At 66.4% G+C, this 26,838-nt stretch carries 20 protein-coding genes and 1 pseudogene; 8 read left to right on the top strand and 13 right to left on the bottom strand.

The genetic code is table 11. The features are described 5' to 3' along the window. Window positions 1-6: 6 nt before the first annotated feature. The 5 genes and pseudogenes from L6D89_RS12080 to L6D89_RS12065 all read right to left on the bottom strand — a co-directional run bounded on the left by L6D89_RS12080 (window position 7) and on the right by L6D89_RS12065 (window position 7,165). Window positions 7-1,671: an acyl-CoA synthetase gene (locus tag L6D89_RS12080; RefSeq protein WP_236199843.1), complete on the bottom strand. Its 1,665-nt coding sequence runs from the start codon at window positions 1,669-1,671 to the stop codon at window positions 7-9. A gap of 517 nt (window positions 1,672-2,188) precedes the next feature. After that, a complete protein-coding gene (locus L6D89_RS32785) occupies window positions 2,189-2,944 on the bottom strand; it encodes a methyl-accepting chemotaxis protein (RefSeq protein WP_373874947.1) in 756 nt (251 codons plus the stop codon). A gap of 102 nt (window positions 2,945-3,046) precedes the next feature. After that, window positions 3,047-4,165: pseudogene (locus tag L6D89_RS32780) on the bottom strand (methyl-accepting chemotaxis protein); the annotation flags it as partial. A 252-nt stretch (window positions 4,166-4,417) separates the two neighbouring features. Continuing rightward, window positions 4,418-5,434 carry an AraC family transcriptional regulator gene (locus tag L6D89_RS12070; RefSeq protein ID WP_236199841.1) on the bottom strand — a complete coding sequence of 339 codons (1,017 nt, stop codon included), beginning with the start codon at window positions 5,432-5,434 and terminating at the stop codon, window positions 4,418-4,420. Window positions 5,435-5,485: 51 nt separating this feature from the next. Next, on the bottom strand, window positions 5,486-7,165 hold the full coding sequence (locus L6D89_RS12065) for an AMP-binding protein (RefSeq protein WP_236199840.1): 1,680 nt from the start codon (window positions 7,163-7,165) through the stop codon (window positions 5,486-5,488). A 504-nt stretch (window positions 7,166-7,669) separates the two neighbouring features. Here L6D89_RS12065 and pbpG point away from each other — a divergent pair. The 4 genes from pbpG to L6D89_RS12045 all read left to right on the top strand — a co-directional run bounded on the left by pbpG (window position 7,670) and on the right by L6D89_RS12045 (window position 11,239). After that, window positions 7,670-8,602, top strand: coding sequence for a D-alanyl-D-alanine endopeptidase (gene pbpG / locus L6D89_RS12060; RefSeq protein WP_236174600.1), 933 nt, complete (start codon window positions 7,670-7,672; stop codon window positions 8,600-8,602). 227 nt (window positions 8,603-8,829) lie between these two features. Then, window positions 8,830-9,306, top strand: coding sequence for a PaaI family thioesterase (locus L6D89_RS12055; RefSeq protein ID WP_236200001.1), 477 nt, complete (start codon window positions 8,830-8,832; stop codon window positions 9,304-9,306). 21 nt (window positions 9,307-9,327) lie between these two features. Further along, on the top strand, window positions 9,328-10,461 hold the full coding sequence (locus L6D89_RS12050; protein WP_236174599.1) for a thiolase family protein: 1,134 nt from the start codon (window positions 9,328-9,330) through the stop codon (window positions 10,459-10,461). 211 nt (window positions 10,462-10,672) lie between these two features. Beyond that, entirely contained in the window at window positions 10,673-11,239 is a 567-nt protein-coding gene (locus tag L6D89_RS12045) for a TetR/AcrR family transcriptional regulator (RefSeq protein ID WP_236174598.1), read from the top strand. A 315-nt stretch (window positions 11,240-11,554) separates the two neighbouring features. On the opposite strand, the gene L6D89_RS12040 is transcribed toward L6D89_RS12045, so the two are convergent. Next, the gene (locus tag L6D89_RS12040) at window positions 11,555-12,361 is read right to left on the bottom strand and encodes an SDR family NAD(P)-dependent oxidoreductase (protein WP_236199839.1); all 807 of its coding nucleotides are present in this window, start codon (window positions 12,359-12,361) and stop codon (window positions 11,555-11,557) included. Between the two features lie 197 nt (window positions 12,362-12,558). Here L6D89_RS12040 and L6D89_RS32775 point away from each other — a divergent pair, with 197 nt between their 5' ends. Continuing rightward, complete coding sequence (locus tag L6D89_RS32775) at window positions 12,559-12,837, top strand: PSPA7_2676 family Cys-rich small protein (RefSeq protein WP_373873611.1); 279 nt, start codon at window positions 12,559-12,561, stop codon at window positions 12,835-12,837. A 75-nt stretch (window positions 12,838-12,912) separates the two neighbouring features. Here the strand turns inward: L6D89_RS32775 and peaD are convergent, their stop codons facing one another. The 5 genes from peaD to ccsA form a co-directional block, all read right to left on the bottom strand. After that, window positions 12,913-14,046: a quinohemoprotein amine dehydrogenase subunit beta gene (gene peaD / locus L6D89_RS12035; protein WP_082450592.1), complete on the bottom strand. Its 1,134-nt coding sequence runs from the start codon at window positions 14,044-14,046 to the stop codon at window positions 12,913-12,915. A gap of 59 nt (window positions 14,047-14,105) precedes the next feature. Further along, complete coding sequence (qhpC, locus tag L6D89_RS12030; RefSeq protein ID WP_015477047.1) at window positions 14,106-14,429, bottom strand: quinohemoprotein amine dehydrogenase subunit gamma; 324 nt, start codon at window positions 14,427-14,429, stop codon at window positions 14,106-14,108. Between the two features lies 1 nt (window position 14,430). Then, the gene (gene peaB, locus L6D89_RS12025; RefSeq protein ID WP_236199838.1) at window positions 14,431-15,861 is read right to left on the bottom strand and encodes a quinohemoprotein amine dehydrogenase maturation protein; all 1,431 of its coding nucleotides are present in this window, start codon (window positions 15,859-15,861) and stop codon (window positions 14,431-14,433) included. Between the two features lie 76 nt (window positions 15,862-15,937). Then, the gene (gene peaA, locus L6D89_RS12020; protein WP_236200000.1) at window positions 15,938-17,509 is read right to left on the bottom strand and encodes a quinohemoprotein amine dehydrogenase subunit alpha; all 1,572 of its coding nucleotides are present in this window, start codon (window positions 17,507-17,509) and stop codon (window positions 15,938-15,940) included. Between the two features lie 197 nt (window positions 17,510-17,706). Continuing rightward, complete coding sequence (gene ccsA, locus L6D89_RS12015; protein WP_236199999.1) at window positions 17,707-19,887, bottom strand: cytochrome c biogenesis protein CcsA; 2,181 nt, start codon at window positions 19,885-19,887, stop codon at window positions 17,707-17,709. Between the two features lie 489 nt (window positions 19,888-20,376). On the opposite strand from ccsA, the gene L6D89_RS12010 reads away from it, so the two are divergent. Then, window positions 20,377-22,050, top strand: a complete 1,674-nt coding sequence (locus L6D89_RS12010; protein WP_236174593.1) for an MFS transporter — start codon at window positions 20,377-20,379, stop codon at window positions 22,048-22,050. Window positions 22,051-22,409: 359 nt separating this feature from the next. Further along, the gene (locus L6D89_RS12005; protein ID WP_236199837.1) at window positions 22,410-23,903 is read left to right on the top strand and encodes an aldehyde dehydrogenase family protein; all 1,494 of its coding nucleotides are present in this window, start codon (window positions 22,410-22,412) and stop codon (window positions 23,901-23,903) included. Window positions 23,904-24,244: 341 nt separating this feature from the next. Here L6D89_RS12005 and L6D89_RS12000 read toward each other — a convergent pair whose 3' ends face one another. Together L6D89_RS12000 and L6D89_RS11995 are read right to left on the bottom strand one after the other, a co-directional pair. Next, on the bottom strand, window positions 24,245-24,904 hold the full coding sequence (locus L6D89_RS12000; RefSeq protein WP_236199836.1) for a glutathione S-transferase family protein: 660 nt from the start codon (window positions 24,902-24,904) through the stop codon (window positions 24,245-24,247). Between the two features lie 62 nt (window positions 24,905-24,966). Then, window positions 24,967-26,136, bottom strand: a complete 1,170-nt coding sequence (locus tag L6D89_RS11995) for an MFS transporter (RefSeq protein ID WP_236199835.1) — start codon at window positions 26,134-26,136, stop codon at window positions 24,967-24,969. 115 nt (window positions 26,137-26,251) lie between these two features. Between L6D89_RS11995 and L6D89_RS11990 the strand changes: the two genes are divergently transcribed. Continuing rightward, window positions 26,252-26,749 (top strand): MarR family winged helix-turn-helix transcriptional regulator, encoded by a 498-nt coding sequence (locus tag L6D89_RS11990; protein WP_236199834.1) that lies wholly within the window; start codon window positions 26,252-26,254, stop codon window positions 26,747-26,749. Window positions 26,750-26,838 lie beyond the last annotated feature (89 nt).

Raw genomic sequence — 26,838 nt, 5'->3', positions numbered from 1 at the left:
CTGTACTTAGTGAGCTGCCGCTTTCTCGGCCGCTTCGCGTTGCTTGGCGATCTCCTGGTTACGCAGGAGGAAGCGCTGGATCTTGCCGCTGGGGGTCTTGGGCAGTTCGTCGACGAACTCCACTTCCCGCGGGTAGCTGTGCGCCGACAGTCGCTTGCGCACGTACTGTTGTAGTTCCTCGGCCAGCTCCGCGCCCGGCCGGTAGGACGAGCAGAGCACCACGAAGGCCTTTACCAGTTCGGTGCGTTCCGGGTCCGGCTTGCCGATGACCGCCGCCTCGATCACTGCCGGGTGTTCGATCAGCGCGCTTTCCACGTCGAACGGGCCGACGCGGTAGCCGGAGGTGGTGATCAGGTCATCGGCGCGGCCGACGAAGCTGATGCTGCCGTCAGCGTTCAACTCTACGGTATCGCCGCTCAGGTAGTAGTCGCCGACGAAGGATTTGGTCTGCATGCCCTGGTAGCCGGCGAACCACATCATCGGCGAACGCTTGCGGTCCATGGCGAGGACACCGGGCTGGCCGGCGGGCAGCTCGTTGCCCTGCTCGTCCAGAACCACCACGCGGTGGCCGGGAATGGAGAAGCCGGCAGCGCCCAGGTGCACCGGGTGTTCCAACTCGTGGTGGTTGGCCAGCACCATGCCCAGCTCGGTCTGGCCGTAATGGTCGTGGATGGTCACGCCCAGCTCGCTGGCGAACCAGCGGATCACTTCCGGGGTCAGCGGCTCGCCGGCGCTGCTTACCGCGCGCAGGCGCCCCTTGAGCGGTTTGGACACCGCCTCGCCGGCAGCGATCAGCAGGCGGTACGCGGTGGGCGAGCCGGCCAGGTTGGTGATGGCGTACTTGCGCACGATGCGGCAGGTGCTCTCCACCGTGAACGCGCCTTCGTAGAAGGTGATCGGGTGCCCCATGGCCAGCGGCCCGGTGACGCCGTAGTAGAGGCCATAGGCCCAGCCCGGATCGGCCAGGTTCCAGAACGAATCCTCCTCGCGCAGGCCCACCGCATCGCGCATGTAGCCAACGAAGGCGACGATGGCTTTCAGCGGCACGGCGAGCGGCTTGGCCAGGCCGGTGGTGCCGGAGGTGAACATCAGCAGGAAGGTGTCTTCGCCGCTGCGCAGCACCGGTTCGAAGTCCGGCGAGTGCCGTTCCAGTTCAGCCCAGAAGCTGTAGTCGCCATGGCGGATGCCCTGTCCCTTCGGCCCGCCGACGGTCACCTGTGTGGGCGCGTCGGGTACTTCGTCGAGCTTGCCGCGGTTGGCGCCGTCGGTCACCACCACCTTGCTGCCGGCCAGCTTCACGCGATGCTCGATGGCTTTCGGCCCGAAGGCGGTGAACAGCGGCTGGTAGACCGCGCCCAGGCGCCAGGTGCCGAGCACGGTGATCAGCAGTTCCGGGGTACGCGGCAGCATGCCGGACACCACATCGCCGGGACGCACGCCGAGGCTGTGCAGAAAGCTGGCGAAGCGGGCGGAGAGTTCTTTCAGCTGGGTGAAGGTGTAGGAGGCGCTGCCGCCGTCCTTGCCCTCCCAGAACAGCGCGACACGGCCGGGAATGGCGTGGCGGTCGCAGCATTCGACGCAGGCATTGAGGGCATCGAGGTTGCCGGCCAGGGTGGCGTCGGCGGTGGCGCGGTAATCGAATTCGCCAGCGGCGGCGGAATGGGAACGCATCACTTGGGACTCCCGGGTTGTTCTTGTTGGAGTCCCCTGATGTTCCCGCCGCACGCGGGCACGGGCAATGTCGAAAGCCGCCAATCTGGATGAGCGGATTGGACAGCTTGGGCTGTGCGCTGACGATTGGTTGGCGTGGGAGCGGACTCCGTCCGCGATCAGCACCGAGTCATGCGGTTCGCGAGCAAGCTCGCTCCTACAGGCAAACACCAGCGCCAGACTGTAGGAGCGAGCTTGCTCGCGAACCCGCCGTGGCGCCGAACTCATCGGCTGACCGCGGAGGACGTTCACTACGGCGGGAAGTTTCCGAACTCGGATCAGCCCTCACCCTAACCCTCTCCCAGAGGGAGAGGGGACCGTTCGGCGTGCAACGAGAGAACGGCGTCAGCCGGTTGGCGATGGCGCAGCAAGAGCATCGCCCTCACCGGCCGCTACGGGCTGCTCCCTCGCCCCCCCAGGTGCGGGGCGCGCAGCCAGGGCTGGGGTGAGGGGAAAATCCGAGCTACGGAGGTCAGGCTCACACGCGGAACTGATCCATCAACCCCTGCTGATGGTTCGCCAGCTTGTTCAGCGACTGGCTGACCTGCGCCGATTCCTGCGCCTGGCTCGACAGCGACTCGGTGACGTCGCGGATGCCCGCCACGTTGCGGTTGATCTCCTCGGCCACCGCGCTCTGTTCCTCGGCGGCGCTGGCGATCTGCAGGTTCATGTCGGTGATCACGCTGACCGCATCGCCGATGCGCTTCAGTGCGGCGACGGCCTGCTCGACCTGGCTCACGCTGTCCTGGGCCTGGCGGTGGCTGTTGCTCATCGCGCCGACCACGTCGCGGGTGCCGTTCTGCAGGCCTTCGATGACCTGGCGGATTTCCTCCACCGAATCCTGGGTGCGCCGGGCGAGGTTGCGCACCTCGTCGGCGACCACCGCGAAGCCGCGGCCGGCCTCACCGGCGCGGGCCGCTTCGATGGCGGCGTTGAGCGCCAGCAGGTTGGTCTGCTCGGCGATGCCGCGGATCACTTCCAGCACCGAGCCGATCTGCTCGCTGCTCGCCGCCAAACCTTCCACCTGGCTCATGGCACTGCTCATGTCGCTGGCCAGTTCGTCGATCAGGCGGGTGGTGTTGTCGATCACGTTGAGACCGTCGCGGGTCGCACCGTCGGCGCCGCGCGCGGCATCGGCGGCCATGGCGGCGCTGTTGGCGACGTCGTGGGCGGTGGCGCTCATCTCCTGCGAGGCGGTGGCGACCTGGTCGACTTCGCGGAACTGCTGCTGCATGCCGGCACTGGTCTGGCTGGCGATTTCCGAGGATTGGTCGGCGGTGGCGCGGGCGTCGTGCACCGAGGATTTCACGTCGCGGATGATCGGCTGCAGCTTGTCGAGGAAGCGGTTGAACCAGCCGGCCAGCTCGCCCAGCTCGTCCTTGCCGGCGTAGTCCAGGCGCTTGGTCAGGTCACCTTCGCCGCTGGCGATGTTGCGCAGCATGGCGGCCACGCCGAGGATCGGCCGGGTCACGCCGCGCGCGGTGAGCCACACCAGCAGCAGGCCGACGATGGCGGCGATCAGGCCGAAGATGGTTTGCCACAGCGCACCGCTGGAGTTGCGTTCATCCAGCTGCTTCTGCAGTTGCAGCGCGGGGGCCAGGAGCACGTCTTGCGGCACGTCGAGCACCACGGCCCATGGTTTGCTGGCGTCCGGGATCGGCAGCAGCGGCTCGACCACGCGCAGTTGACCATCCTTCTCCAGCACCTGCGGGCGACCGCTGGCCTGCAGCGACAGCAGTTCGGCAGCCTGGCCGGGAATGGCTTTTTCCAGCGGCTGGCCGAGCAGCGCTTCGTCGCTGCTGTAGCCGGCGAGCAGGCCGGCCGGGCTGACGATGCTGACACTGCCGGCGCCGTCGTAGAGCTGGCGGTCGCCATCGACGGCCAGCTGTTGCAGGCGGCTGAGGCTGATGTCGATACCGATCACGGCGATGACCTTGCCCTGGTCCATCAGCGGGAAGGTGACGGTGGTCATCAGCACCTTGCTGCCCGAGGCGCTGTCGAAATACGGGTTGAGCACGCAGGCCTTGCGAGTCTGCAGCGGGCACAGCTGCCAGGTGTTGAAGGGGCTGCCGTCGAGCATGGCCGTGGTGTCGGCGATCATGTCCTCGGTCACCGCCAGGCCGGTCATCTCGCCGGAGGCCTTCTGCGCCCAGTAGGCGCCGAAGCGGCCCTTCTCGTTGCTGCCGGCGTCGGCCTGGTCATGGAAGGCGGCGTCCTGGCCATCAAGCGCATCGGGCTCGAAGACCACGTAGAGGCTGAGCAGATTCGGATTGCTCTTCAGGCCGTCGCGTACCAGCTGATTGAGGTCCTTGCGCACGCCGGCGGCATCCGCGCCGTGCTTGGTCGACTGCTCGCGCAGCTGGCTGACCTGGCGGGAGAACTGGTTGCCGAAGTGGTACACGTCGGTGAAGAAGCGCTGGATGATCTCCGCCTGCTGCTCGCTGCGCGCCTGCATCCGCGACTTGGCGGCGTCCTTGAGCATGTCCGCGTTGGCCGCCTTGATCAGCTCGGCGTCATGGTTCATCCGGAACAGCGAGAGGCCGACCAGCAGGCAGACGATGCAGAGCAGGCACAGGCCGGTCAGCAGCGTGATCTTCCACTGGATCGAAAGGCGGGACAGGGGCATGGAGTGGCGTCCTTGAGCGAGAGCGATTCTGTAACGATCTATCGGCTTTAAAGGCGGCTACTTGAGCCGCACCCTTAAATTTCAGGGCTCCTGGCGGATCAGTGCGCGGTATTGCCCCGGCGTCGATCCGGTCCATTTGCGGAAGGCCTTGTAGAAGGCGCTGGTGTCGGCGAATCCCAGCTCCTCGGCGAGGTCGGCGAAGTTGCCGTCATCACTGTCCAGTCGCGCAATCGCGAGGTCGCGGCGCAGCTGGTCCTTGAGTGCCTGGTAGGACTGCCCTTCGGCGGCCAGCTTGCGGCGCAGGGTCGAGGGCGCCATGTAGAAGTGGCTGGCGAGTGCGTCGAGGTCCGGCCAGCGCTCGAACTTCAGGCTGCGCAGATAGGCCTTGGTGCGCGCGGCGAGACTCTGCGGGTCGCGGTAGCGCACCAGGATGTTGGCTGGCGCACCACCGAGGAAACGCCGCAGCTCGCGCTCGTCGCGGCGCACCGGCAGCTCCAGGGCTTCGGCATTGAACAGCAGCCGCGACTGGCGGCGGGCGAAGTTGAGGTTCTCGCTGAACATCACCCGGTAGTCGGCGATGTAGTCCGGCTGCGGGCAGCGCAGTTCGATGGCCAGGACCGGAATGCGCCGCCCCACCAGCCAGCAGGCCAGGCCGTGCAGCATCAGCCACAGGGTGAAGTAGCAGAACGCGCGCGGCGCCGGGCCCTCCGGCTCGTCGAGGACGATGGCGGCGAGGCCGTCCTGGCGCACGAGGCGCGGGGTGAAGTCGTCGAACACCAGGCCCATGAAGCGCAGCGCAGCGTTCATCGCCGCTTCCAGGGTCGGCTCGCGGATCGCCGCAGCGGCCATGAAGTTGAAGCTGCCGGACTTCATGCGCCGGGTATTCATGCCGAAGAATTCGTCGTCCATCTCCTTCGCCAGGCGCAGCCAGAGCCGCGCATAGGCCTGGCTGGAAACCCGCGCATAAGGCTTGCCGAACAGCTCCGGGGCGATGCCGGCGGCGGCCAATAGCGGCCCGTCGTCGCGACCGGCGCGACGAAACTCGGCCAGCGCTTCGCCGACCAGGCGGATGGAGATGGTGCCCTTCTCTACGCCCATGGCGCCCCGGTTTCAGGAACGCGCGCGTGGGCGCAGGAAGGTGTCGAACGCTCAGCCACGCTTGCCGCGCACCTCTTCGATGCTGATCTCGCGCATGCGGAACTTCTGAATCTTGCCGGTCACCGTCATCGGGAACTCGTCGCAGAAGCGGAAGTGCCGCGGCACCTTGAAGTGCGCAATGGCGTTCTTGCAGAAGGCGCGCAGGTCCTCTTCCTCGACGCGGTGGCCGGGGTGGAACTTGACCCAGGCCACCAGTTCCTCGCCGTACTTCTCGTCGGGAATGCCGATCACCTGGGCATCGGCCACGGCGTGGTGGGTGTAGAGGAATTCCTCGATCTCGCGCGGATAGATGTTCTCGCCGCCGCGAATGATCATGTCCTTGCTGCGCCCGACGATGCGCACGTTGCCGGCCTCGTCCATCTCGGCGAGGTCGCCGGTGAGCATCCAGCGCGCCGGGCTGATGGCCTCGGAAGTCGCCTGCGGGTTGTTCCAGTAGCCGAGCATCACGCTGTAGCCACGGGTGCAGAGTTCGCCGATGGTGCCGCGCGGGACGATGCGGCCGTCGGCGTCGATGATCTTGCTTTCCAGGTGCGGCTGCGTGCGGCCAACGGTGGTGACGCGGGTTTCCAGGTCATCTTCCGGGCCGGTCTGCAGCGACACCGGGCTGGTTTCGGTCATGCCGTAGGCGATCTGCACCTCGGCCATGTGCATCTCGTCGATGACCCGGCGCATCACTTCGATCGGGCAGGTCGCGCCGGCCATGATGCCGGTGCGCAGGCTGGAGAGGTCGAAGTCGCGGCGGGTCGGATGGTCCAGCTCGGCAATGAACATGGTCGGCACGCCGTACAGCGCGGTGGCCTTCTCCTCCGCCACCGCAGCCAGGGTTGCCTCGGGCTCGAAGCTGGGCGCGGGGTAGATCATGGTGGAGCCGTGGGTCAGGCAGCCGAGGTTGCCCATCACCATGCCGAAGCAGTGGTACAGCGGCACCGGGATCACCAGGCGATCCTGCTCGGTGAGGCCGAGGCTGTCGCCGACCATCAGGCCGTTGTTGAGGATGTTGTAGTGGCTGAGCGTGGCGCCCTTGGGGAAGCCGGTGGTGCCGGAGGTGTACTGGATATTGATCGGCTCGTCGAACTGCAGCAGCGCCTGGCGCTCGGCCAGTTCGGCGGCGGACGTGCCACGGCCCAGCGGCTCCAGCTGGCTCCAGCGCAGGAAGCCGGACGGCGCGGTATCGGACAGGCTGATCACCCCGCGCAGCTCCGGCAGGCGGTCGCTGGACAGCTCGCCCGGGCGCCCCTGCCCCAGCTCGGGCAGCAGGTCGGCAAGCATGCCGTGGTAATCGGAGCTCTTGAACGCATCGGCGCACACCAGCCAGCGGCAGCCAGACTGCTTGAGCGCGTATTCGAGCTCATTCACCCGGTAGGCGGGGTTGATGTTGACCAGTACCGCGCCAACCTTGGCGCTGGCGAACTGGGTGACGCACCACTGCGCGCAGTTGGGCGCCCAGATGCCCAGCCGGTCGCCGGGACGCAGGCCGAGGGCGAGGAAAGCGCGGGCGATGCCATTGACCACCTCGGCCAGTTCGGCCCAGGTGTAGCGCAGGTTCTGGTGACGCACGACCAGAGCCTCGCGTGCCGCGAAACGCTCTACCGTGGCGTCGAAGGCCGCGCCGACGGTCATGGCCAGCAGGGGTTTGTCCTGGGGGCCGCGGGTGTAACTCAGGTGGTTCATGGCTTTCCCTTGTTGTGCTTGTTCTGGGATCAACGCTGAACGATCGGCTCTGGCAGCGGTGCCAAAGCACCGGGAGCCAACCTACCCCGCCGGCCTGACTGACCGGTCGCGGGCGACGGGGAATGTTTACGTTAACGTAAAGGTAAACGCAACCCCGACCATCGGCGGCGCGATGGCAGTGGGCGCCTCCGCATCATTCAGGATAGCTACTCACAAAGCGTGCCATTCGGCTTGAAAGCCATAGCTGGCGAGGCCTTGAGAAGAGTTTCGGCGGTCGGCCAGGCAGCCGCGGCGGTTGCATTTCGCAACAGCTCAGGCAAGCTGCCCCACCGCGGCTGCCAGCACCAGTCGTGGCCTTGCCCGAAGGCCATCGATACGTCTCAGGCTGTCGCAAACTGAGACGCCCCGCGCCACGTGCGCTAACGCAGGCCTTGCAGTAGAATTCGCCGAAAATGCCTACATGGATGTAGACAAATTCCCACTCAACGCTTGCGAATCACATCCATGACTACTCGTCGTTCGATACTGAGCCTGCTGTTTGCCTGCGCCGCTGTTGTCTGTACATCGAACTCCGTCGCCGCCACTCCCGCCAAGGCGGCCTCCCCGAAAGATCTGGTGCTTGCCTCCGGCAGCGCACTGGTGGTCGACCTGGAGAATGGCAAGACGCTCTACTCCAGCAACCCCAACCTGGTGGTACCCATCGCCTCGGTAACCAAGCTGATGACCGCCATGGTCACCCTGGATGCCAAGCTGCCGATGAACGAACTGATCCCCGTGGACATCTCCGAGACCGCCGAAATGAAAGGCGTGTTCTCCCGCGTCCACCTGGGCAGCATGATCAGCCGCCAGAACATGCTGCTGCTGGCCCTGATGTCCTCGGAAAACCGCGCTGCCGCGAGCCTGGCGCACAACTACCCGGGCGGCTCCAGGGCCTTCGTCGCGGCGATGAACGCCAAGGCGAAATCCCTCGGCATGACCAGCACCCGCTACGTCGAGCCCACCGGCCTGTCGATCCACAACGTCTCGGACGCCAATGACCTGATTCGCCTGGCCAAGGCCGCCTACACCTATCCGCAGATCCGCCAGTTGAGCACCACGGCGACCAGCGATGCGCGCTTCAGCAAGCCCAGCTACTCGCTGAGCTTCTTCAACACCAACCCGCTGGTGCGCAATGGCAAGTGGGACATCCGCCTGACCAAGACCGGCTTCACCAACGACGCCGGCCATTGCCTGGTGATGGTCACCATGATGAATGGCCGCCCGGTCGCCCTGGCCCTGCTCGATGCCTTCGGCAAGCGCACCCATGTGGCCGACGCCGCGCGCATCCGCCGTTGGGTGGAAACCGGCGTCGCCTCGCCGGTGCCCGCCGTCGCCCTGCAGTACAAGGCCCAGCGCAGCCAGGCGCGCGCGGCCGGCATGACCGCCACCGCCGAGTAAGCTCCCCCCGCGCTGGCGGAGCCCGCTCCGCCAGCGCCCTCTCCTTCCCCTTGTATTGCTGTCGCTTCAGCCCTGCTGGATGGCGCTTCCGTCACTTATATGCCGATCATCATTCAATGCTAGTATGATGACCGTAATATTTATTCGAAGTGCTGGAGCCCGCGATGACCGAACTGACACTGACCCGTGAACAGAAGATTGCCGCCTGGGAAGCGGCGGCCGCGCAGATGCGCCAGCGCCTGGCCGAGCCCGGCGTGATTGCCCTGCAGGAACTGCGTGGCAAGACACCCCAGGAGTTCTTCGACGGCATCGGCGCCGGTGAACTGCCCGCCCCGCCGATCAACGCGCTGATCGGCTTCGTCCCGCTGGAATGGAGCCAGGGGCGCTTCATCTTCCAGGGCACCCCGGACATGCGCCACTACAACCCGCTGGGCACCGTGCACGGCGGTTACGCGGCGACGCTGCTGGACTCGGCCATGGGCTGCGCGGTGCACACCATGCTCGAAGCGGGCCTGGGCTACACCACCACCGACCTGCGCATCAGCTACATCCGCGCGCTGACCCGCGACACCGGGCCGATCCGCGCCGAGGGCACGATCGTGCACGTCGGCCGCTCCACCGCCCTGGCCGAAGGCCGTCTCTACGACGTCGACGGCAAGCTCTACGCCACCGGTTCCACCACCTGCCTGATCCTCGGGCGCTGACAGCTGTTCAGGAGACCGACCATGACTTCCGTAGTGATCGCGGGTTATGCCCGCTCTCCCTTCCACTTCGCCAAAAAGGGCGCGCTGATCGACGTACGCCCGGACGACCTCGCCGCGCAGACCGTCAAGGCACTGGTACAACGCAGCGGCCTGGATGCCAGCCTGATCGAGGACCTGATCATGGGCTGCGCCTATCCCGAGGCCGAACAGGGCATGAATATCGCGCGCATCACCAGCTTCCTCGCCGGGCTGCCGGAAACGGTGGCCGGCGCCACGGTAAACCGCTTCTGCGGCTCATCCATGACCTCCATTCATTTTGCCGCCGGGCAGATCCAGCTCGGTGCAGGCGATGCGTTCATCTGCGCTGGCGTGGAATCCATGACCCGCGTGCCCATGGGTGGCTTCAACCTCTCGCCCAATCCGCGCCTGCTGGCGGAGTTTCCGCAGGCCTACATGCCCATGGGGCAGACAGCGGAAATCGTCGCCGAGCGCTTCGGCATCTCGCGCGCGGACCAGGAAGCCATGGCCGTGGATTCCCACGCCAAGGCGGCCCGCGCCCGTGAACAAGGGCTGCTGGCGGCGGAAATCGTGCCCATCGACACGCCAAACGGAGTGGTCAACGAGGACGGCTGCATCCGCCCCGGCACCAATCTGGAAGCATTGGCGCAGCTCAAACCGGCGTTCGGCGGCAGCGTCACCGCCGGCACCGCCTCGCCGCTCACCGATGGCGCAGCGGCCGTGCTGGTGTGCAGCGAAGACTTCGCCCGTGCCCACGGGCTGGACATTCTGGCGCGGGTGAAAGCCGTCGCCGTGGTTGGCTGCCCGCCGGAAATCATGGGCATGGGCCCGCTCTACGCCACCCGCAAGCTGCTCGACCGCGCGGGTCTGCGCATGGCCGACATCGACCTGGTGGAAATCAACGAAGCCTTCTCCAGCCAGGCCCTGGCTTGCCTGCGCGGCCTGGAACTGGATATCGACCGGGTCAACCTGCACGGCGGCGCTTTGGCCATCGGCCACCCGCTGGGCGCCACCGGCGCGCGCATCACCGGCAAGGCGGCGGCGCTGCTGAAGGAAACCGGCGGGCGTTATGCCGTTGCCACCCAGTGCATTGGTGGCGGGCAAGGTGTGGCGACGTTGCTGGAGGCTGTTCGCTGAGCTGAGAACCCGCTCCTGCAAGGAGAGTTTTCGAGCGGTGCGAAAACATCGCGGACGGAGTCCGCTCCTACCCGAGGCTGAGTCCCGTAGGAGCGGACTCCGTCCGCGATTGCCTTCGGCGCATGCCCTGTCTGCGCTGAATCACCTCCCCGAACCCACCCTGCGTTAGAATGTCACCCAGCATTCCATGCACCGCAGGAGACACCCGGTCATGCGTTACTCCGAAGACCACAAGGCCCAGACCCGCGAACGCATCATCAACGAGGCGGCGCAGCGCTTCCGCAGCGAAGGCGTCGACGCCACCGGCCTGCAGACGCTGATGAAGGCGCTGGGCCTGACCCACGGCGGCTTCTACGCGCACTTCAAGTCCAAGGACGAGCTGGTGGAAATCGCCCTGCAGCAGGCCGCCGAGCAACTGCGCCCGATAGTCGACCAGCAGTTCGCCAAGGACGACCCGCTGCCCGGCTTCATCGACCAGTACCTCTCCACCGGCCACCGCAACACACCGGGCAAGGGCTGCCCATTGCCGACCATCTCTGCCGAACTGGGCGCCCGAGGGCATGCCAGCGCCACCACGGACGCCATCGTCCAGGCGCGCATCGAAGCCATCGAGCAGGCGCTGCCCAGCGAACATGCCGAGGATGAAAGCGTCGCCCTCCTCGCCACCCTGATCGGCGCGCTGGTGCTGTCGCGCAGCGTGGCGGACACCGAGCTGGCCGAGCGCATCCTGGAGAGCACGCGGCGGCACCTCAAGCGGGAGATTGGCGCGGCGGAGTGAATCTCCCACAGCAGGTGCGAATGGCGCTTTTGTAGGGCGATAACGCGCCAGCGTTATCCGCCGTTAAAGGGCCGGCGGATAACCTGTTCCAGGTTATTCGCCCTACGCCCCTGCGCCCCACCCTTCCTACGTGTGACAGCTTTGCTCCGGGGAATCAGGCACCTGTAGGAGCGAGCTTGCTCGCGAACCGCTTGGCACCGTGCCTTGCAGGTTCGCGAGCAAGGACTAGGCGTCCCCCTCGATCCTACAAAGAGCCGCGCATAAAAAAGCCCCGGCGCCAGGCCGGGGCAAGCTTTTCGCCACTCAGTTACTCGGTTAGCCCACTGCAACTCCGTAGCGCTGCGCCGGCGCGCTGCGCGAGAGGTTCGGCGTCATCTTCAGGCGCGCGGCGGTGAAGGCTTCGAATTCGCCCGCATCCGGCAGCGCCGGCAGGGTTACCACTTCGCCCTGGGCCAGGCCGGCCAGCGCGGCATCGACCATGTGGTTCACGTCCATCAGCATTTCCGCCGGCAGTGCGGAGATGTCGGTGCCGGCGCGGTCCCAGATTTCGGTGCGGGTGGCGCCCGGCAGCACGGCCTGGATACGCAGGCCCTGCGGCGCCAGTTCCTGCTGCATGGATTGGCTCAGGTTGAGCACAAAGGCCTTGGTGGCGCTGTAGCTGCCGTTGAACAGTTCCGGCGCCAGGGCCAGCACCGAGGCCACGTTGATGATGGTGCCGCGCCCGCGACCGGCGAAGGCCTTGGCGGCAGCGCCGGCCAGGCGCGCGGTGGCGATGACGTTCAGCTCGATCATGCTTTCCAGGCGGTCCAGGTCGGTCTCCAGCAGGGTGCCGTTGATCGCCACGCCGGCGTTGTTCAGCAGCAGGCTGATGCTGCCGTCCTCAGCCAGGCGCGCTTCGACGCGGGCGCGGTCTTCGCGGCGGGTCAGGTCGGCCTTGAGCACATCCACGGAAACCCCGTACTCCTCGCCCAGCCGCGCGGCCAGGGCTTCCAGGCGTTGCTGGTCGCGGGCGACCAGCAGCAGGTCATAGCCCTGGGCGGCGAAGCGCTGGGCGTAGGTAGCGCCGATGCCGGAGGAAGCACCGGTGATCAGTGCGCGGCCCAGTTCGGATTTGGCATTCATGGTTCTGTCTCCAGTGAGGCGGTTGCCCCGCATGCAAGGTGGGTAGGGCCGGTTGGCCGTCTGGAATGTCCGACCTGATTAAGATTATGGCCGTCATCTGAAGGTGAATATTATGCTCATAATATTAACTGTCAAGGTCCATTCCCTGAGGGTGACGAGTGGTAACCGGCGTGGCGGCAGACCGCACCGCACGGGCCATGAAGGCCATTGGGCGGTTTAGGTTGCCCATTCCAGAGCGCTCGCGAGAACCTCTCGGGCGTCTCCACACAAGAACAAGCCGGGACCCACACCTGCACCTTTCTGCCTGTCTCAACACCGGCGTTGCCGGAGGAGGACACATGCGATTGCGCTGCTTTTTCCTGGGCTGTGTTTGGGATGAAGGGAATCTGACCGAGGTCGGCCATGTGCCGATGCTGTGCCAGCGCTGTGCGCGCTGCGGGGCGCAGCGGTACCTGAGGCCCGCCCCGGAAATCTGAGCCGGGATTGCGGGCCGGAAACGAAACTGCCCGGAGCACGCAAGTGCTCCGGGCAGTCCGCTACAGCAAGGTGAATCAGTTGGCCACGAAGGCCTGGCTGGTGGTGATCGCCATGTCGCCGCCGGGCAGCTTCAGATCGCCGATGCGCTCCAGGCTGTCGGCATCGTAGATCGCCACGTCGTTCAGGGTGCCGGTCAGGTACAGCTTGTTGCCGGCCTTGTTGGTCGACAGGCAGTAGTAGGAGTGGTCCAGGTTCGCCGCCTTGACCAGCTTCTGCTCCTTGATGTCGTACTTGGCCAGGCGGTTCAGCACGCCGTAGATGACGTTGCGGTCCTTGGCCGAGCGAATACCGCTGAAGTACACCTCGGTGACCGGGCCGAAATCGACGGTCTCGGTCTTGCCGGTGGCCAGGTCGATATTGAAGAAGCCATAGAGGAAATCGGCCGTGGCCATGTCCTGCTTGGCGTCCTTGAACTTCGCCGTGGTGTAGAGCAGCGAGAAGTCACGCGGGTAGGTCTGCTGGTTCCACACGTAGAGCACATCTGGCGGCGCGTAGTTGGGGCGCTTCCAGTTGCGGCTGGGGATGATCACGTCGAACTTGCCGGTCTTCACGTCCACCTTGTAGATGTCCGGGCCCGCCACGTAGAGGGTGCCGTCGTCGCCGCTCTGCATGATGGTCAGCTGGCGCGGCGCCGGGAAGGTGCGCACCGGCTTGGCGCCCATGCCGTCGGCCACCGAGTAGACCTGCAGGCGCGGCTGCTGCACTTCGTAGTGTTCGGAGAGGATTAGCGTCGGGTTGGCGATGGCGTAGATCTCCTTGCCGTCGTGGCTGACGGTCATGGAGAACATCGCCCGCGCGTTCTCGCCCGGCTTCTGCGCGATGGTGGCGTGGAACACCGGTTTGCAGTCATCGAGCTGGATGCCATAGATGTCCGCATAGTGGTTGCTGAGGATGTAGGCAACCTTGCGGTCCGGCGACAGCTGGGTCATGCCCGGGCCATAGGCGCCGGGGATGGTGCAGGTCTTGTAGAGCTTGTCGGTCTGCATGTCGATGACGTGCAGGTTGTTCGGGTAGTTGGTGCTGATCAGGTACTCGTGGCCACTTTCCAGCGCTTTGCCGGTGTCGGCGCCGGCATCGGCGGCGACGGCTTGCAGCGCGCAGGCCAGCGAGAGGCCGCCGAGCGCGGCGGCGAATGCTTTTCTGGACATGCAGGTTTTCCTCTTGTTCTTCTGGTCCATGCTCTTTGGGCCGATATTCGTCAGTCCGCTCATTTGTCGTCCGGGAATACGGTGCCGAGGTTGCGCCAGTTCTCGGCCGAGGCCTGCGCATCCTTGTTCCAGTCGGGGTAGGTGCTCATCATGTCCGGCACCTGGGCCGGCCACCAGCAAGGGTCGGAGCAGCCGTAGAGGTCCGCTTCCATCGGCTGGCAGAGCGAGGACACGCCGCCGAACACGTCGACTTCCCAGCCCGGGTCGGTGGTGGCCGCGCAACCGGCCACGGAGTTCATCGCCACCACGTCCTCGATGCGATCCTCGGCGGCGGCCTGTTCGAGCTTCTGTGCTTTGGTGTTGATCGCTTTCAGATGTTTCATGTCAGTGCGCCTTCCGCGGAGTGATGTGGCGGTCGATGAAGCTGGGGTTGGAAGCCATGATCCGGCTGTAGACCTCGATGCCGAAATCGACCCAGTCCCTCATCAGTTCGCAGTAGTGGTAGGTGGGGTGCGCCGGGTCGCCGTAGCGCGCATAGCTCTCGTGGTAGCAGCCGCCGGAGCAGAGGTTGCGGATATGGCAGCTGGCGCAGCCGGTGTCGGTACGATCCAGGCGCTGGGAGAGGAACTCGTTCAGCTCGGCCTGCTTCACCCCTTCATGCACGTTGCCGAAGGTCGGCAGCGAGGAGCCGGTGAAGCGGTGGCACAGGTTCAGCTCGCCCTTGTGGTCCACCGCCAGCATCTTCAGCCCGGCGCCGCACGGCAGGGCCTTCTTCTGCCCTTCGTGGATGTCGGTGATCAGCTGGTGCAGGTTGGAGAAGCCGATGTTGCGCCCTTGCAGCGCCTCGTCCAGGTAGCGCCGGCCGAGGGCCTTCATGCCGGCGAAGACCGCCTTCAGCTCGTCCCCGGTGAGGTTGTAGCTGCTGATATCGCCCGAGGTGACCGGGGCGAAACCGACTTCGGCAAAACCCATCTCGTTGAACAGGTGGTTCCAGATGGTCTCGACATCGGTGACGCCGGTGGTCAGCGTCACCCGCGCGCCGACCGGCCGCGCGGTGTAGCGCGACAGCAGCATGTCGGCCTTGCGCCGCACCACGTCATAGGTGCCCTGCCCGCCCACGGTGATGCGGTTGCGGTCGTGCACCGTCTTCGGTCCGTCGATGCTGATGGACAGCCCGAAGCGATGGGCGTTGAGCCAGTCGACGATTTCCTCGGTGAGCAGCGTGGCGTTGGTGGTCATGACGAAGTCCACCGTCTTGCCCAGTTCGCCGAAACGGCGCTCGCAGTACGCGACCATGTGCTCGATCAGCGGGCGGTTGGACAGCGGTTCGCCGCCGAAGAACACCACGGTGTAGCGCTGCTCGTCGGGGGACTCCTGGATCAGCATTTCCACCGAGGCCTCGGCGGTTTCCGCACCCATCTTCTTGCCGGCGGAGGGCTTGTCCAGGTCTTCCTTGTAGCAGTAGGTGCAGCTCAGGTTGCAGCCGGTGTTGACGTTCAGCACCACAGTGTTGAGCGCGGTGCGGTCAACCTTCCTGATGCCGATTTCAGGGGTCAGCGGCGAGCCGTCGCTGACCAGTTCCAGCGCGATCAGCTCGCGCAGGGTCTCGTCGATTTCCTCGGCGCCGAAGCGCCCGGCCAGGCGTTGGGTCAGCTCGTCCGGCGAGCAGGCATGCCCGCGCAGCGCGTCGATGATCCCGCCGGTCAGCGCGTCGCTGGCGAACAGCGAGGAGCTGGGGATATGGAACAACAGGCGGTCGGCGTCGACCTGCACTTCGTGCAGGTTGCGTTCGACCAGATTCAAGATGGCGCCCATGGCGACCTCCCGGAACTCTTGGAATGTGCCCGCCCGAAGGCGGGACTCACGCGTTCAGTTCATCCGAGCCCGAGGTTTACGGGATCGGCGGGTTGTTCCAACGCTGCACGGTGACGATCATGTGCCCTTCGCCCTTGTGCGACTGGCCGGCGTCGTCCACTGCGGCAATCACCTTCAGGTTGCCGGCGTTGTTGGTCATCATCTTGCGCGCCGGGTTCGGGCCGGCGTCGCCCGGCGTGAAGATGCCGCTGTCGGCGTCCATCACCCCGGCGAACTTCACGTCCTCGTCCTCCTTGGCGCGGTCGTCGAACGGTTCCACCGACCATTGCGCGGGGAACACGCCGATGCGGAACGGCTTGCCGTCGGCGCCCTTGCCCCAGGCCTCGGCGTCGAAGCTGCCCTGGACCTTGGGCGTCGAGCCGCCATTGCCGCCGATGCGGGAGATGGAGAACTCCGGCACCACCTTCACTTCGGCGATGTCCTTGTACACCGCGAGGCTGCCGCCCTTGGCGCTGCCCACAGCAACATCGCGCTCGCCGACGGCAGCGGAGTCGGCAGCCTTGACCTTGACGGTCACGCGTTCGGGAGTCTCGGAAACCACCGACACCACCTCGACGCCCGGGCCGAACGACGGCTTGCCTTTCAGGCCGCTGCCGATGACGCTGACTTCGGTCTCGGCACCGGCCTTCAGGTAGGCCGGCTGCACGCCCAGCACGCGGCTGGTGCCGTTCTGCGCGGCGACAAAGTCCAGGCCGCGCTCATCGTGGGCCTTGTCGAACATGCGGCCCTGCATCTGGCCGTTCAGGGCGGCGAACACCTGGCGCATAGTGACGTCACCAACCTTCACCGCGCCGCGCCATTCGTAACCGTTGTACAGGACCGCGCTGCCGTCACCGTTGAACGGCGTACCGTCGGCGTACTGGCCTTTCACACTGACCTTGAACGCGTCGTCGCCGTCCTTGCTGACCTTCATGCTGCCAGCGACGTCGCCCTTGCCCGGCATGTGCCCGGCGAAGCTCCACTCGCCGGCCAGCGCCTCGGCCTTCGGCCGGTTCTTCTGCCAGTCGCTCCAGGCCTTGTCTTCCAGCGGGAAGCGCTTGGCCAGCTCCGGGACCATCTCTTTCTTCGCCAGGTCGAACCAGTCGCGGTCGCGGGCCAGTGCCTGGTACTCCAGCGACGGCCAGCGGCCGAGGTGGAAGTTCACCAGCTTCTCCCATTCCGCCGCCGGGCGACGCTGCAGGGCGATACGCGCGGCCGAGTGGCAGCGGGCACACATCTGCTCGAAGTTGGTATCGAAGGTTTCGACGGTGTTCAGCCGGCGTTCCAGGGCGTAGCGCACGCCGTCGGTCTCGCTGGGTGCCAGGCCCTGCTTGTCGGCGAGGAACTTGACCACCGCGCGACGCTCCTCGTCGGTGATCTTCAGGCCGTACATCACCTGCATACGGCCAATGCTCATCAGCCAGCCTTCGGGAGTCTTGCGCTGGTGGCTGATGCGGCTGAGGGAGTTGTTGCCTTCGGGCGTGTGGCACGCCTGGCACTTGGCGTTGATGATCGCCTGGCCCTCGGGTGCGGCCTGGGCCGTCTGGTGCAGCGCAAGAGCCAGTGCGGCCAGGGTTCCGGCACCCAGATAGTGCCGAAGTCGTGTCATCTTCAAGGTCAGGCCTCCTCGGTATTCTTGTTGGTTATTGGCGCCCACCGATGGGCTAAGAGCGAGCTCTTCAAAGCGGTTTTGCAGGTTGTGTGCCACTACTGTGCAAACCCCGCCGAATCAGGCTTTCGGCGGTACTTGCCGGCACGCCCGGCGGGTGGCACCGGGGTTGCGACGTCACATTTCGCGATTGCTGTCTAACTCTGAGACAGGGCCTGTGAGACACCCTGCGAAGCAGTATGGTCCTGCCTGCGCAAAGTGCCGCCCACCGGCAGCATCAGGGCGCCGAACAGCATGGTGAGCAGGCCGATCCAGACCAGCGAGAGGAACGGGAAGCGACGGACCACCACCACGCTCTCGATGTCGTCACCGGGTTGCTTGAGCAGCCTTGCGGAAGCCGGCACCCAGATCTGCAGGTCGCCACTCCAGCCACGGACGATGAAGGGATGCAGCACGTAGCCGCGGTCCGAGGCGAAGCGTGCGTAGTGGTAGTCGAGGATTTCGCAGAGTTGGCGAACCGGGCCCTGGTAGGCCGGCGGGTTGCCGCGGCTGTCCTGGAACAGCGCGTGGCCTGCAAGTGTCTGTTCGCCGTCGCGCAGCTCGACCTTGGCCACCGCGTGGTAACCGGAGAAATCCGGGCGGCTGGAGTCCGGCGAGACGCGCATCTGCATGCCGCCGATCACCGCGTGCCACTGCTCGAAGGAAGTACCCGGCGGGATGCTGATCTGCTGGTAGCTGTTCAGCGCGGTGGCGGCCAACCCGCCCACCAGCGCAATCACCGCGCCGCCGTGCACCAGCGCCAACCCGCCGCTGTAGCGCAGGTTGCCCAGGCGTCGGCTGCGCCACAGGCTCTGCACACCCCACAGCAGGCAACTGCCCATCAGGAAGGCGCCCCCCAGCAGCGCCGCGTCCAGCCAGGGCAGCACCCGCACGATGTTCTGCGAAAGCATGCCGTCGCCGTTGTAGCCGCCGCTCAGCCAACCGCCGCGCCAGCCGGTCCAGAGCATCAGGGCGGCCATCAGGGCGCTTGCCAGCAGCGCCAGCCGGGGCCGCCCGCAACGGCGCAGGAAGCTGTAGCCGCCCATCAGGCCGAGGGCCGCCAGCAGCGGCACCACCCAGTGCGCCAGGCCGTAGCCGTTGACGTCCCACTGGTCGAAGGCGCGGCGCAGGCTGTCCATCTCGGCGGTGGTGGCCCAGGCGGTCAGCGTCTCGAAGAAGGGTTTCAGCTCGCTCGGCCGCTCCATCCCCAGCCATTCGTAGAGGTGCGCCTGGAGCAGCGCGCCGAGGGCCAGCAGGCCGGTGCCGGCGAACAGGCAGATGGCCACGTCCAGCGTCCAGTCCGAGGCTCCGCGCCGCCCTGCCCGCTTGCGGGATCGCCATCCGGCCAGCAGGTGGAATGCCGCCAGGGCCAGCAGGATTGCCGCCAACGCCAGGTGGCTGAGCCAGGACGTGGTGCCGATGTAGCGGTGCGAACTGGCCAGCACAGTGCTGCGAGTCACCGCCATGGCACCGCAGGCCATGGCCGCCGCCAGCAGGCTGAGCGCCGGCAGCAGGCGTGCGTAGGCGCCGTCCGCGCGCCAGCGGCGGGCACCGTGCAGGACCGCGCCGAGCAGCGCCCAGATGATGAAGGCCGAGGTCTGCACCGGGTCCCAGTGCCACAGCTGACCGTAGGTGAAGTCCTCCATGGCCCAGGCCATGCCGACGCCGATACCGGCACTGAGGATCAGCCAGGCACGACGGCTGTAGCGCGGCATCACCCAGGCGTAGGCGTGCCCGCCCCGCCCCAGCGCTTCAAGCGCGGCACCGGCCGGCGCCAGTACCCAGGCGTAGGCACAGAGAATCAGCGGCGCATGCAGCGACATCCAGAAGGTCTGCAGGTGCGCATTCATGCCCTGGCTCGGCTGCGCCGCCAGCCAGTCCCCCGGCGTCGCACTGAACGGCCCGAGCCAGGCGGCGGTGGCGGCATACCAGGCAGCGATCAGCGCCATGCCGCGCCCCGCCCAACCGCGCAGCGCAGCACTCTTCAGGGCGATCGCCATGCAGAAGGTCGCCAGCAGCAGCACCGTGCCTTCGTCGCCACCCCAGAGGTTGGAAAACTTCAGGTAGGCCGGCAGCGCCGCGGCGCTGTAGAGCCACGCATAACGCAACTGGAAATGATCGGCCACCAGGTGCAACGCCAGCGCCAGGCAGGCGCCGCAGAGCGCACCGACGGCAATCGGCCAAGCCAGCCCTCGCCACTCATGGCGGATGGCGCCCAGGGCAATCAGACCCGCCAGCGCCCAGAGCAAAGCGTTGCCCATGCCGGGCAGCAACCACAGCAAAAGGCAGCTCAACGCGGCGGCAAGCAACCCCGCCATCCACGGCAACGACAGATGCATCCTCTTCAAGCCAGGCCTCCTTGTGCAGCGCCTACGCGGCGCTTGGCGAAACCCAGCGCTCTTCACGTTGCGTGCCAGGGGGGAAAATCCTTGTGAAACAGCAGGCTGCGCTCACGCGATGGGCAATGCGACGTGGCAGATCGCGACAGCTGTAGCAGCCTGAGACAGCTCCACCCGTTATAGACGATGGTCTAACGGCAGAAAGCCATCATCGAATACCGCCCCCGAAAAAGGCGCCAGCCAGACACGTCACCTCCCACCGCTTGTCCAGAACAGGTGCCAATCCGCGCCAGCCGGGGCTTTGCCGGTGATGGCCAGTGGATATCCGCGGCAGGCCGATTATGCTTCTCATTGACCTTGCGACGTGCCGCAGGGCTGCCTGTATTCAAGCTTCGCGCAATCCGTACGACCTGACATCAGCCCTGGGCTCGAGTGCGGTAACGGTATTGAGGGACTCCGGCCCAACACAACAACAAGACGGAGACGAACATGGCACAGACATACAGCCCGTCCGCGGGCAACGCGCCTTCCACCGGAGTGACGAAGGAGGAGCGCAAGGTCATCTTTGCCTCCTCCCTGGGCACCGTTTTCGAGTGGTACGACTTCTACCTCTACGGCTCCCTGGCGGCGATCATCGCCAAGCACTTCTTCGCCGGGGTCAACGAAACCACCGCCTTCATCTTCGCCCTGCTGGCCTTCGCCGCCGGCTTCGCGGTACGGCCCTTCGGCGCCATCGTGTTCGGCCGCCTGGGCGACATGATCGGGCGCAAGCACACCTTCCTCATCACCATCGTGATCATGGGCGTGTCCACCGCCGTGGTCGGCCTGCTCCCGGCCTACTCCACCATCGGCGTCGCTGCGCCGATCATCCTCATCACCCTGCGCCTGCTCCAGGGCCTGGCGCTGGGCGGCGAGTACGGCGGCGCGGCGACCTACGTCGCCGAGCACGCGCCCAAGGGCAAGCGGGGCTTCTTCACCTCGTGGATCCAGACCACCGCGACCCTCGGCCTGTTCCTCTCGCTGCTGGTGATCATGGCCTGCCGCACCGTGCTCGGCACCGAGGCGTTCGAAGCCTGGGGCTGGCGGATTCCGTTCCTGCTGTCGATCCTGCTGCTGATCATCTCGGTGTACATCCGCCTGCAACTCGCCGAGTCGCCGGTGTTCATGAAGATGAAGGAAGAAGGCAAGGCCTCCAAGGCCCCGCTGACCGAGTCCTTCGGTCGCTGGGAGAACCTCAAGGTGGTGATCATGTCGCTGCTTGGCGGCACCGCCGGCCAGGCCGTGGTCTGGTACACCGGGCAGTTCTACGCGCTGTTCTTCCTGCTGCAGACACTGAAGATCGACCCGCAGACCGCCAACCTGCTGATTGCCGGCTCGCTGCTGCTGGGCACACCGTTCTTCGTGTTCTTCGGCAGCCTGTCCGATCGCATCGGCCGCAAGAAGATCATCATGACCGGCTGTATCCTCGCGGCGCTGACCTACTTCCCGATCTTCCACGGGTTGACCCAGTTCGGTAACCCGGACGTGTTCGCCGCCCAGGAGAAGAACCCGGTGACGGTGGTCGCCGACCCGAATGCCTGCGCCTTCCAGTTCGACCCGGTGGGCAAGGCCAAATTCGTCAGTTCCTGCGACATGGCCAAGAGCCTGCTGGCGAAGCGGGCGATTCCCTACGAGAACATCAAGGCTGAAAGCGGTGCCGTGGCCCAGGTGCACATCGGCGACAAGATCATCGCCAGCTTCGAAGGCGCCGGCATGCCCGCGGCGGACTTCAAGGTGCAGTCCGAAGTCTTCACCGCGCAGCTCGCCGCCTCGCTGAAGGAAGCCGGCTACCCCGAGAAGGCCGACCCGGCGAAGATCAACCACCTGATGATGCTGGTGCTGCTGACCGTCCTGGTGATCTACGTGACCATGGTCTACGGCCCCATCGCCGCGTGGCTGGTGGAGCTGTTCCCGACGCGCATCCGCTACACCTCCATGTCGCTGCCCTACCACATCGGCAACGGCTGGTTCGGCGGCTTCCTGCCCACCGTCGCCTTCGCCATGGTGGCGGCTACCGGGGATATCTACTACGGGCTCTGGTATCCCATTGTCATTGCGGTGATGACGGCGATCCTCGGCATCTTCTTCCTGCCGGAAACCAAGGACCGGGATATCACGAACTGATGTGTCGGGCCACGCCGGAGAACCCCTCTCCCTGACGGGAGAGGGGGTTCCGTGCAACCCGAGCCAGCGGTGCTCGCCCACGACTCAGTCGCCAGTGAGCGGTGAACGTTCAGTACCTGCCAAACAGTCCCCTCTCCCGTCAGGGAGAGGGGACGACCAGCTCCGGAGCCAGTTCCGCAAACACCCATCCGCCGTCTCAGCCGCTGTCGCAATGTGCGACAGCGGCTTCTCTTCTGCGCTGCCCATCAATCTATTAAATCGTTATATTTCAATAAGTTAAAAATACAGACCAGCCTTGGCACAGCCGTTGCGATGCTCCGCCTCAACGTTCCAGGAACAGACAACAAGAGGCCACCGCAATGCTCGCTTCCCTGCCCATCAAGCCCGAATCCCGCGCCTTCCTGCAGCGCGCGCCGAAGATGCTCATCGGCGCCGACTGGACCTCCGCCAGCGACGGCGCCCTGATGGACCTGCGCAACCCGGCCACTGGCGAAGTGCTCTGCCAGGTGCCGGCCGGCACCCCCGATGACGTCGACCGCGCCGTGCGCGCCGCGCGCCAGGCCTTCGACGATTCCGCCTGGAGCCGCACCCGTCCGCGCGAACGGCAGAACCTGCTGTGGAAGCTCGCCGACCTGATGGAGCGCGACGCCGACCTGCTGGCCGAACTCGAGTGCCTGAACAACGGCAAGAGCGCCGCCGTCGCCCGTGTGATGGACGTGCAACTGGCCATCGACTTCCTGCGCTACATGGCCGGCTACGCCACCAAGATCGAAGGCAGCACTGTGGACGTGTCGATGCCGCTGATGCCCGACGGCGACTTCCACGGCTACATCCGCCGCGAAGCCGTGGGTGTGGTCGGCGCCATCGTCGCCTGGAACTTCCCGCTGCTGCTGGCTTGCTGGAAGCTCGGCCCGGCGCTGGCCACCGGTTGCTCGGTGGTGCTCAAGCCCGCCGACGAAACGCCGCTGTCCGCGCTGAAACTGGCCGAACTGGTTCTGGAAGCGGGCTACCCGGCCGGCGTGTTCAACGTCGTCACCGGCACCGGCATCACCGCGGGCGCCGCCCTCTCCCACCACCCGCTGGTGGACAAGCTGACCTTCACCGGCTCCACCCCGGTGGGCAAGCAGATCGGCAAGGCGGCGATGGACAACATGACCCGCGTGACCCTGGAGCTGGGCGGCAAATCGCCGACCATCGTCATGGCCGACGCCGACCTCGCCACCGCCGCGGCCGGCGCCGCCCAGGCGATCTTCTTCAACCAGGGCCAGGTCTGCTGCGCCGGCTCGCGCCTGTATGTGCAGCGCAAGCACTTCGACAACGTGGTGGCCGACATCGCCGGCATCGCCAACGGCATGAAGCTGGGCAACGGCCTCGACCCGAGCATCGACATGGGCCCGCTGATCTCCGCCAAGCAGCAGAAGCGAGTGTTCGACTACATCGAACTGGGCCGCGACAAGGGCGCCACCATCGCCTGCGGCGGCGAGCAGTTCGGCCCCGGCTACTTCGTCAAGCCGACGGTAATCGTCGACGTCGACCAGAAGAACCCGCTGGTACAGGAAGAGATCTTCGGCCCGGTGCTGGTGGCCATGCCCTTCGACGACATCGAGGACGCCCTGCGCCTGGCCAACGACAGCCCCTACGGCCTGGGCGCCAGCGTCTGGTCCAACGACCTGGCGGCGGTGCACCGCATGGTGCCGCGCATCAAGTCCGGCTCGGTGTGGGTCAACTGCCACAGCGCGCTGGACCCGGCGCTGCCCTTCGGCGGCTACAAGATGTCCGGCCTCGGCCGCGAGATGGGCGCCGCCGCCATCGAGCACTACACCGAGCTGAAGTCGGTGCTGATCCGGCTGTAAGCGACCGGTTGCTCAACGCCAGCTATTGAGGACCGCGTAGGAGCGGACTCTGTCCGCGATGTGCCACGCCCACGCTCGGAGTCGCAGGGAAACGATCGCGGACGGAGTCCGCTCCTACGAAAGCAATACCGTCTACCTCGCCCACGCATCCCCTGCGCGGGTCTTGCATCCCTCGGCCACGGCAGTGGCCGGGGGATTTTTTTGCCGGCGGCCAGCGGCAGGCATGATGCCCTTTGTAGGAGCGAGCTTGCTCGCGAACCGCCCAGCACCCAAGTCGCCGGTCAATCTGTTCGCGAGCAAGCTCGCTCCTACAAGAGCAGGCGGCCCGGCGTTGGAGAAGCTCAATCCCGATCCGGCGCCCCCAGCGGGAACAAATCCCTGAGCGGTCGCGCTTCCTCCACCGCGCGGGCGAAGGATGGCCGCGCCAGCAGGCGCGAACGGTAGGCGCGCAGCGTCGGGTACTGGTCGCCGATGAGATGCGTCCAGTCGGCGTAGAACAGCGACGGTGCGGCGGCGCAGTCGGCGAGGCTGAAGCTGTCCCCCGCCGCCCAGGTACGCCCGGCGAGCTGCTCTTCCAGCCAGGCGTAGGCCAACTCGAGCTTGCTCACCGCGTGGGCCAGGCCCTCGGCACGCTTGCTCGCCTCGCCGCTCATGGCGCCCAGCACGGCATGCTGCACCGGCGTCATCACGTGCCAATCGAAGAAACGGTCGAGGAAGCGCACGTCCAGCGCCTTCAGCGGGTCATCCGGCAACAGGCGTACCGGGCCGGGGTGCTTCAGGTGCAGGTATTCGATGACGATGCTGGTCTCGGCGACGCTGTGCTCGCCGTCCAGCAGCACCGGGAACTTCGCCAGCGGCCACAGCCGCAGCCAGTGCGCGCCATTCTCCGGCTCATCCGGGCCGAGGCCGCGGAACTCGAAGGGCGTGGCGTTCTCGTAGAGGGCGATCAGCACCTTCTGCGTGTACGAGGAAAACGGGTGGCCGAACAGGACGAGGGACATGGCGGGATCACCTGGGGCGGACGAAAGTACTCAGCCTAGACCCGAATGAAGCCGCCATGGACTCAGCAGGCCTGCGCCTGATCGGCAACCGGGCGCTGCGGCGCGAAACGACAGGCCAGGACGAGCATTACCAGGCATACCAGCGCCATGCCGATCCAGGCCGGTGCCAGGCTGGCCATGGACTGCCGCGCCACCCCCGCCAGCAGCGGAAACAGCGCGGCGATCAGGTAGCCCACGCCCTGTACGAAGCCCACCAGCGCGCCGGCTTCGGCGGGACTGCGGGCGCGGTCCATGGCGACGATCAGCGACAGCGGGAACAGCGCGCCGATGCCCAGGCCGAGCCCGACCATCGCCAACAGCACCCGTTGCTCCGGCCACATCACCAGCACGATCAGGCCGCCGAGCAGCAGGGCAATGGCCAGGATCAGCGCCGGGCGGCGGTCTGGCAGGCGGTCGATGAACGCCGAGACCAGCAGGCCGGCAAGCACTTCGGTCAGGGTCAGGCCACCGAGCAGCGCACCGGCCTGGGCCGGCGTCCAGCCGAGTGCGGTGTAGTACGGCGGCAGCCAGGCGAGCACCAATACGTAGGCGCCAGTGCCAAGCCCGAAGAACAGCGCCAGCCAGGCTCCGCGCCGGGCGACGTTGGAAAAGGCCGGCGCAGCCGCACTGACGGGCGCCACGTCCCTCGCGGTGCGCACCCACAGCGGCAATGCCAGCGCAGCAGGCACGGCCCAGAACGCCAGCGCGGGTAATTCGCCCCAGGCTTTCGCCAGCCACGGCGCTGCCACGCTGGCCAGCACCGCGCCGCCCATGATCGCCGTGGAATAGGCCCCCATCGCCCCACCCACCCGCGCGCCGAAACGCTGGCGGATGAACACCGGCAGCAACGCCTGGCAGGCGGCGATGCCCAGCCCTGCGAGCACCGCGCCACCCAGCAATCCGAATTGGCCCGGCAGCAGCCGCAGCATGCAGGCCAGGACGATCAGCAACAGCCCGAACGCAACGCCACGGCGCACCCCCAGGTGGCGCAGCAACTGCGCGGCGCCCAGTGCGCCCAGGCCCATCAGCAGTACCGGCAGGCTGGTGAGCAGGCTGGCCAGGCTGTCGGAGAGATGCGTAGAAGCCTGCAACGCATCCAGCAGCGGGCCGATGGAAGCCAGCGCCGGGCGCAGGTTGAGACCGGCCAGCGCAACGGCCAGCAGGCAGGCGGCAAGGGAAACGCTTCGAGACATGGCAAACATCCTTCCAGTGGGGCACCAGCGCTTGATCGAAAAGACGGCGCAGGCGAATATCTCTACATCAAGACAAATCCAATGTATCTCGACATCAAGATAAAAAGGAAGCCCCATGGACAGAGCCGCGTTCGCCATCGAGCAATGGCGCCAGCAACTGCCCGAGCTGGATACCGATGGCATGCTGCTGCTCGGCCGCCTCGGTGAAGCCGCGCAACTGATCGCCCGCGACCACCTCAACCCGCTGTTCGCCGAGTTCGGCCTGCAGCCCGGCGAGTTCGACGTGCTCGCCACCCTGCGCCGCAGCGGGGCGCCCTTTCGCCTCACACCCACTGTGCTCTACGAGGCCGCGATGATTTCCTCGGGCAGCATGACCAACCGCCTCGACCGCCTGGAAAAACAGGGCCTGGTGCAGCGCATGCCCAATCCCGAGGACGGTCGCGGCTCGCTGGTCGGCCTGAGTGAAGCCGGTCTCGCGCTGATCGACCAGGCCGTCGGCGCCCACGCCGACAACCAGCGCCGGGTGCTCTCCGGGCTGAGCGCCAGCGAGCAGGAGCAGCTCGCCGGCCTGCTGGAAAAACTCCTCGCCAGCTTGCCCGCCACCGAGCGCTGAGCGCCTGCCCGCCGCTCGCAGCGGCGGGCCTCCGCACACAGCGGCAGCGCCGCAGAGCGGCTCCTGGCCAGTATCGCGGCCGCCGCCCA

This window comes from Pseudomonas pseudonitroreducens, assembly GCF_021603645.1.
GTDB classification, from domain to species: domain Bacteria; phylum Pseudomonadota; class Gammaproteobacteria; order Pseudomonadales; family Pseudomonadaceae; genus Pseudomonas; species Pseudomonas pseudonitroreducens.
This window is presented reverse-complemented; position numbering and strand designations above follow the sequence as displayed.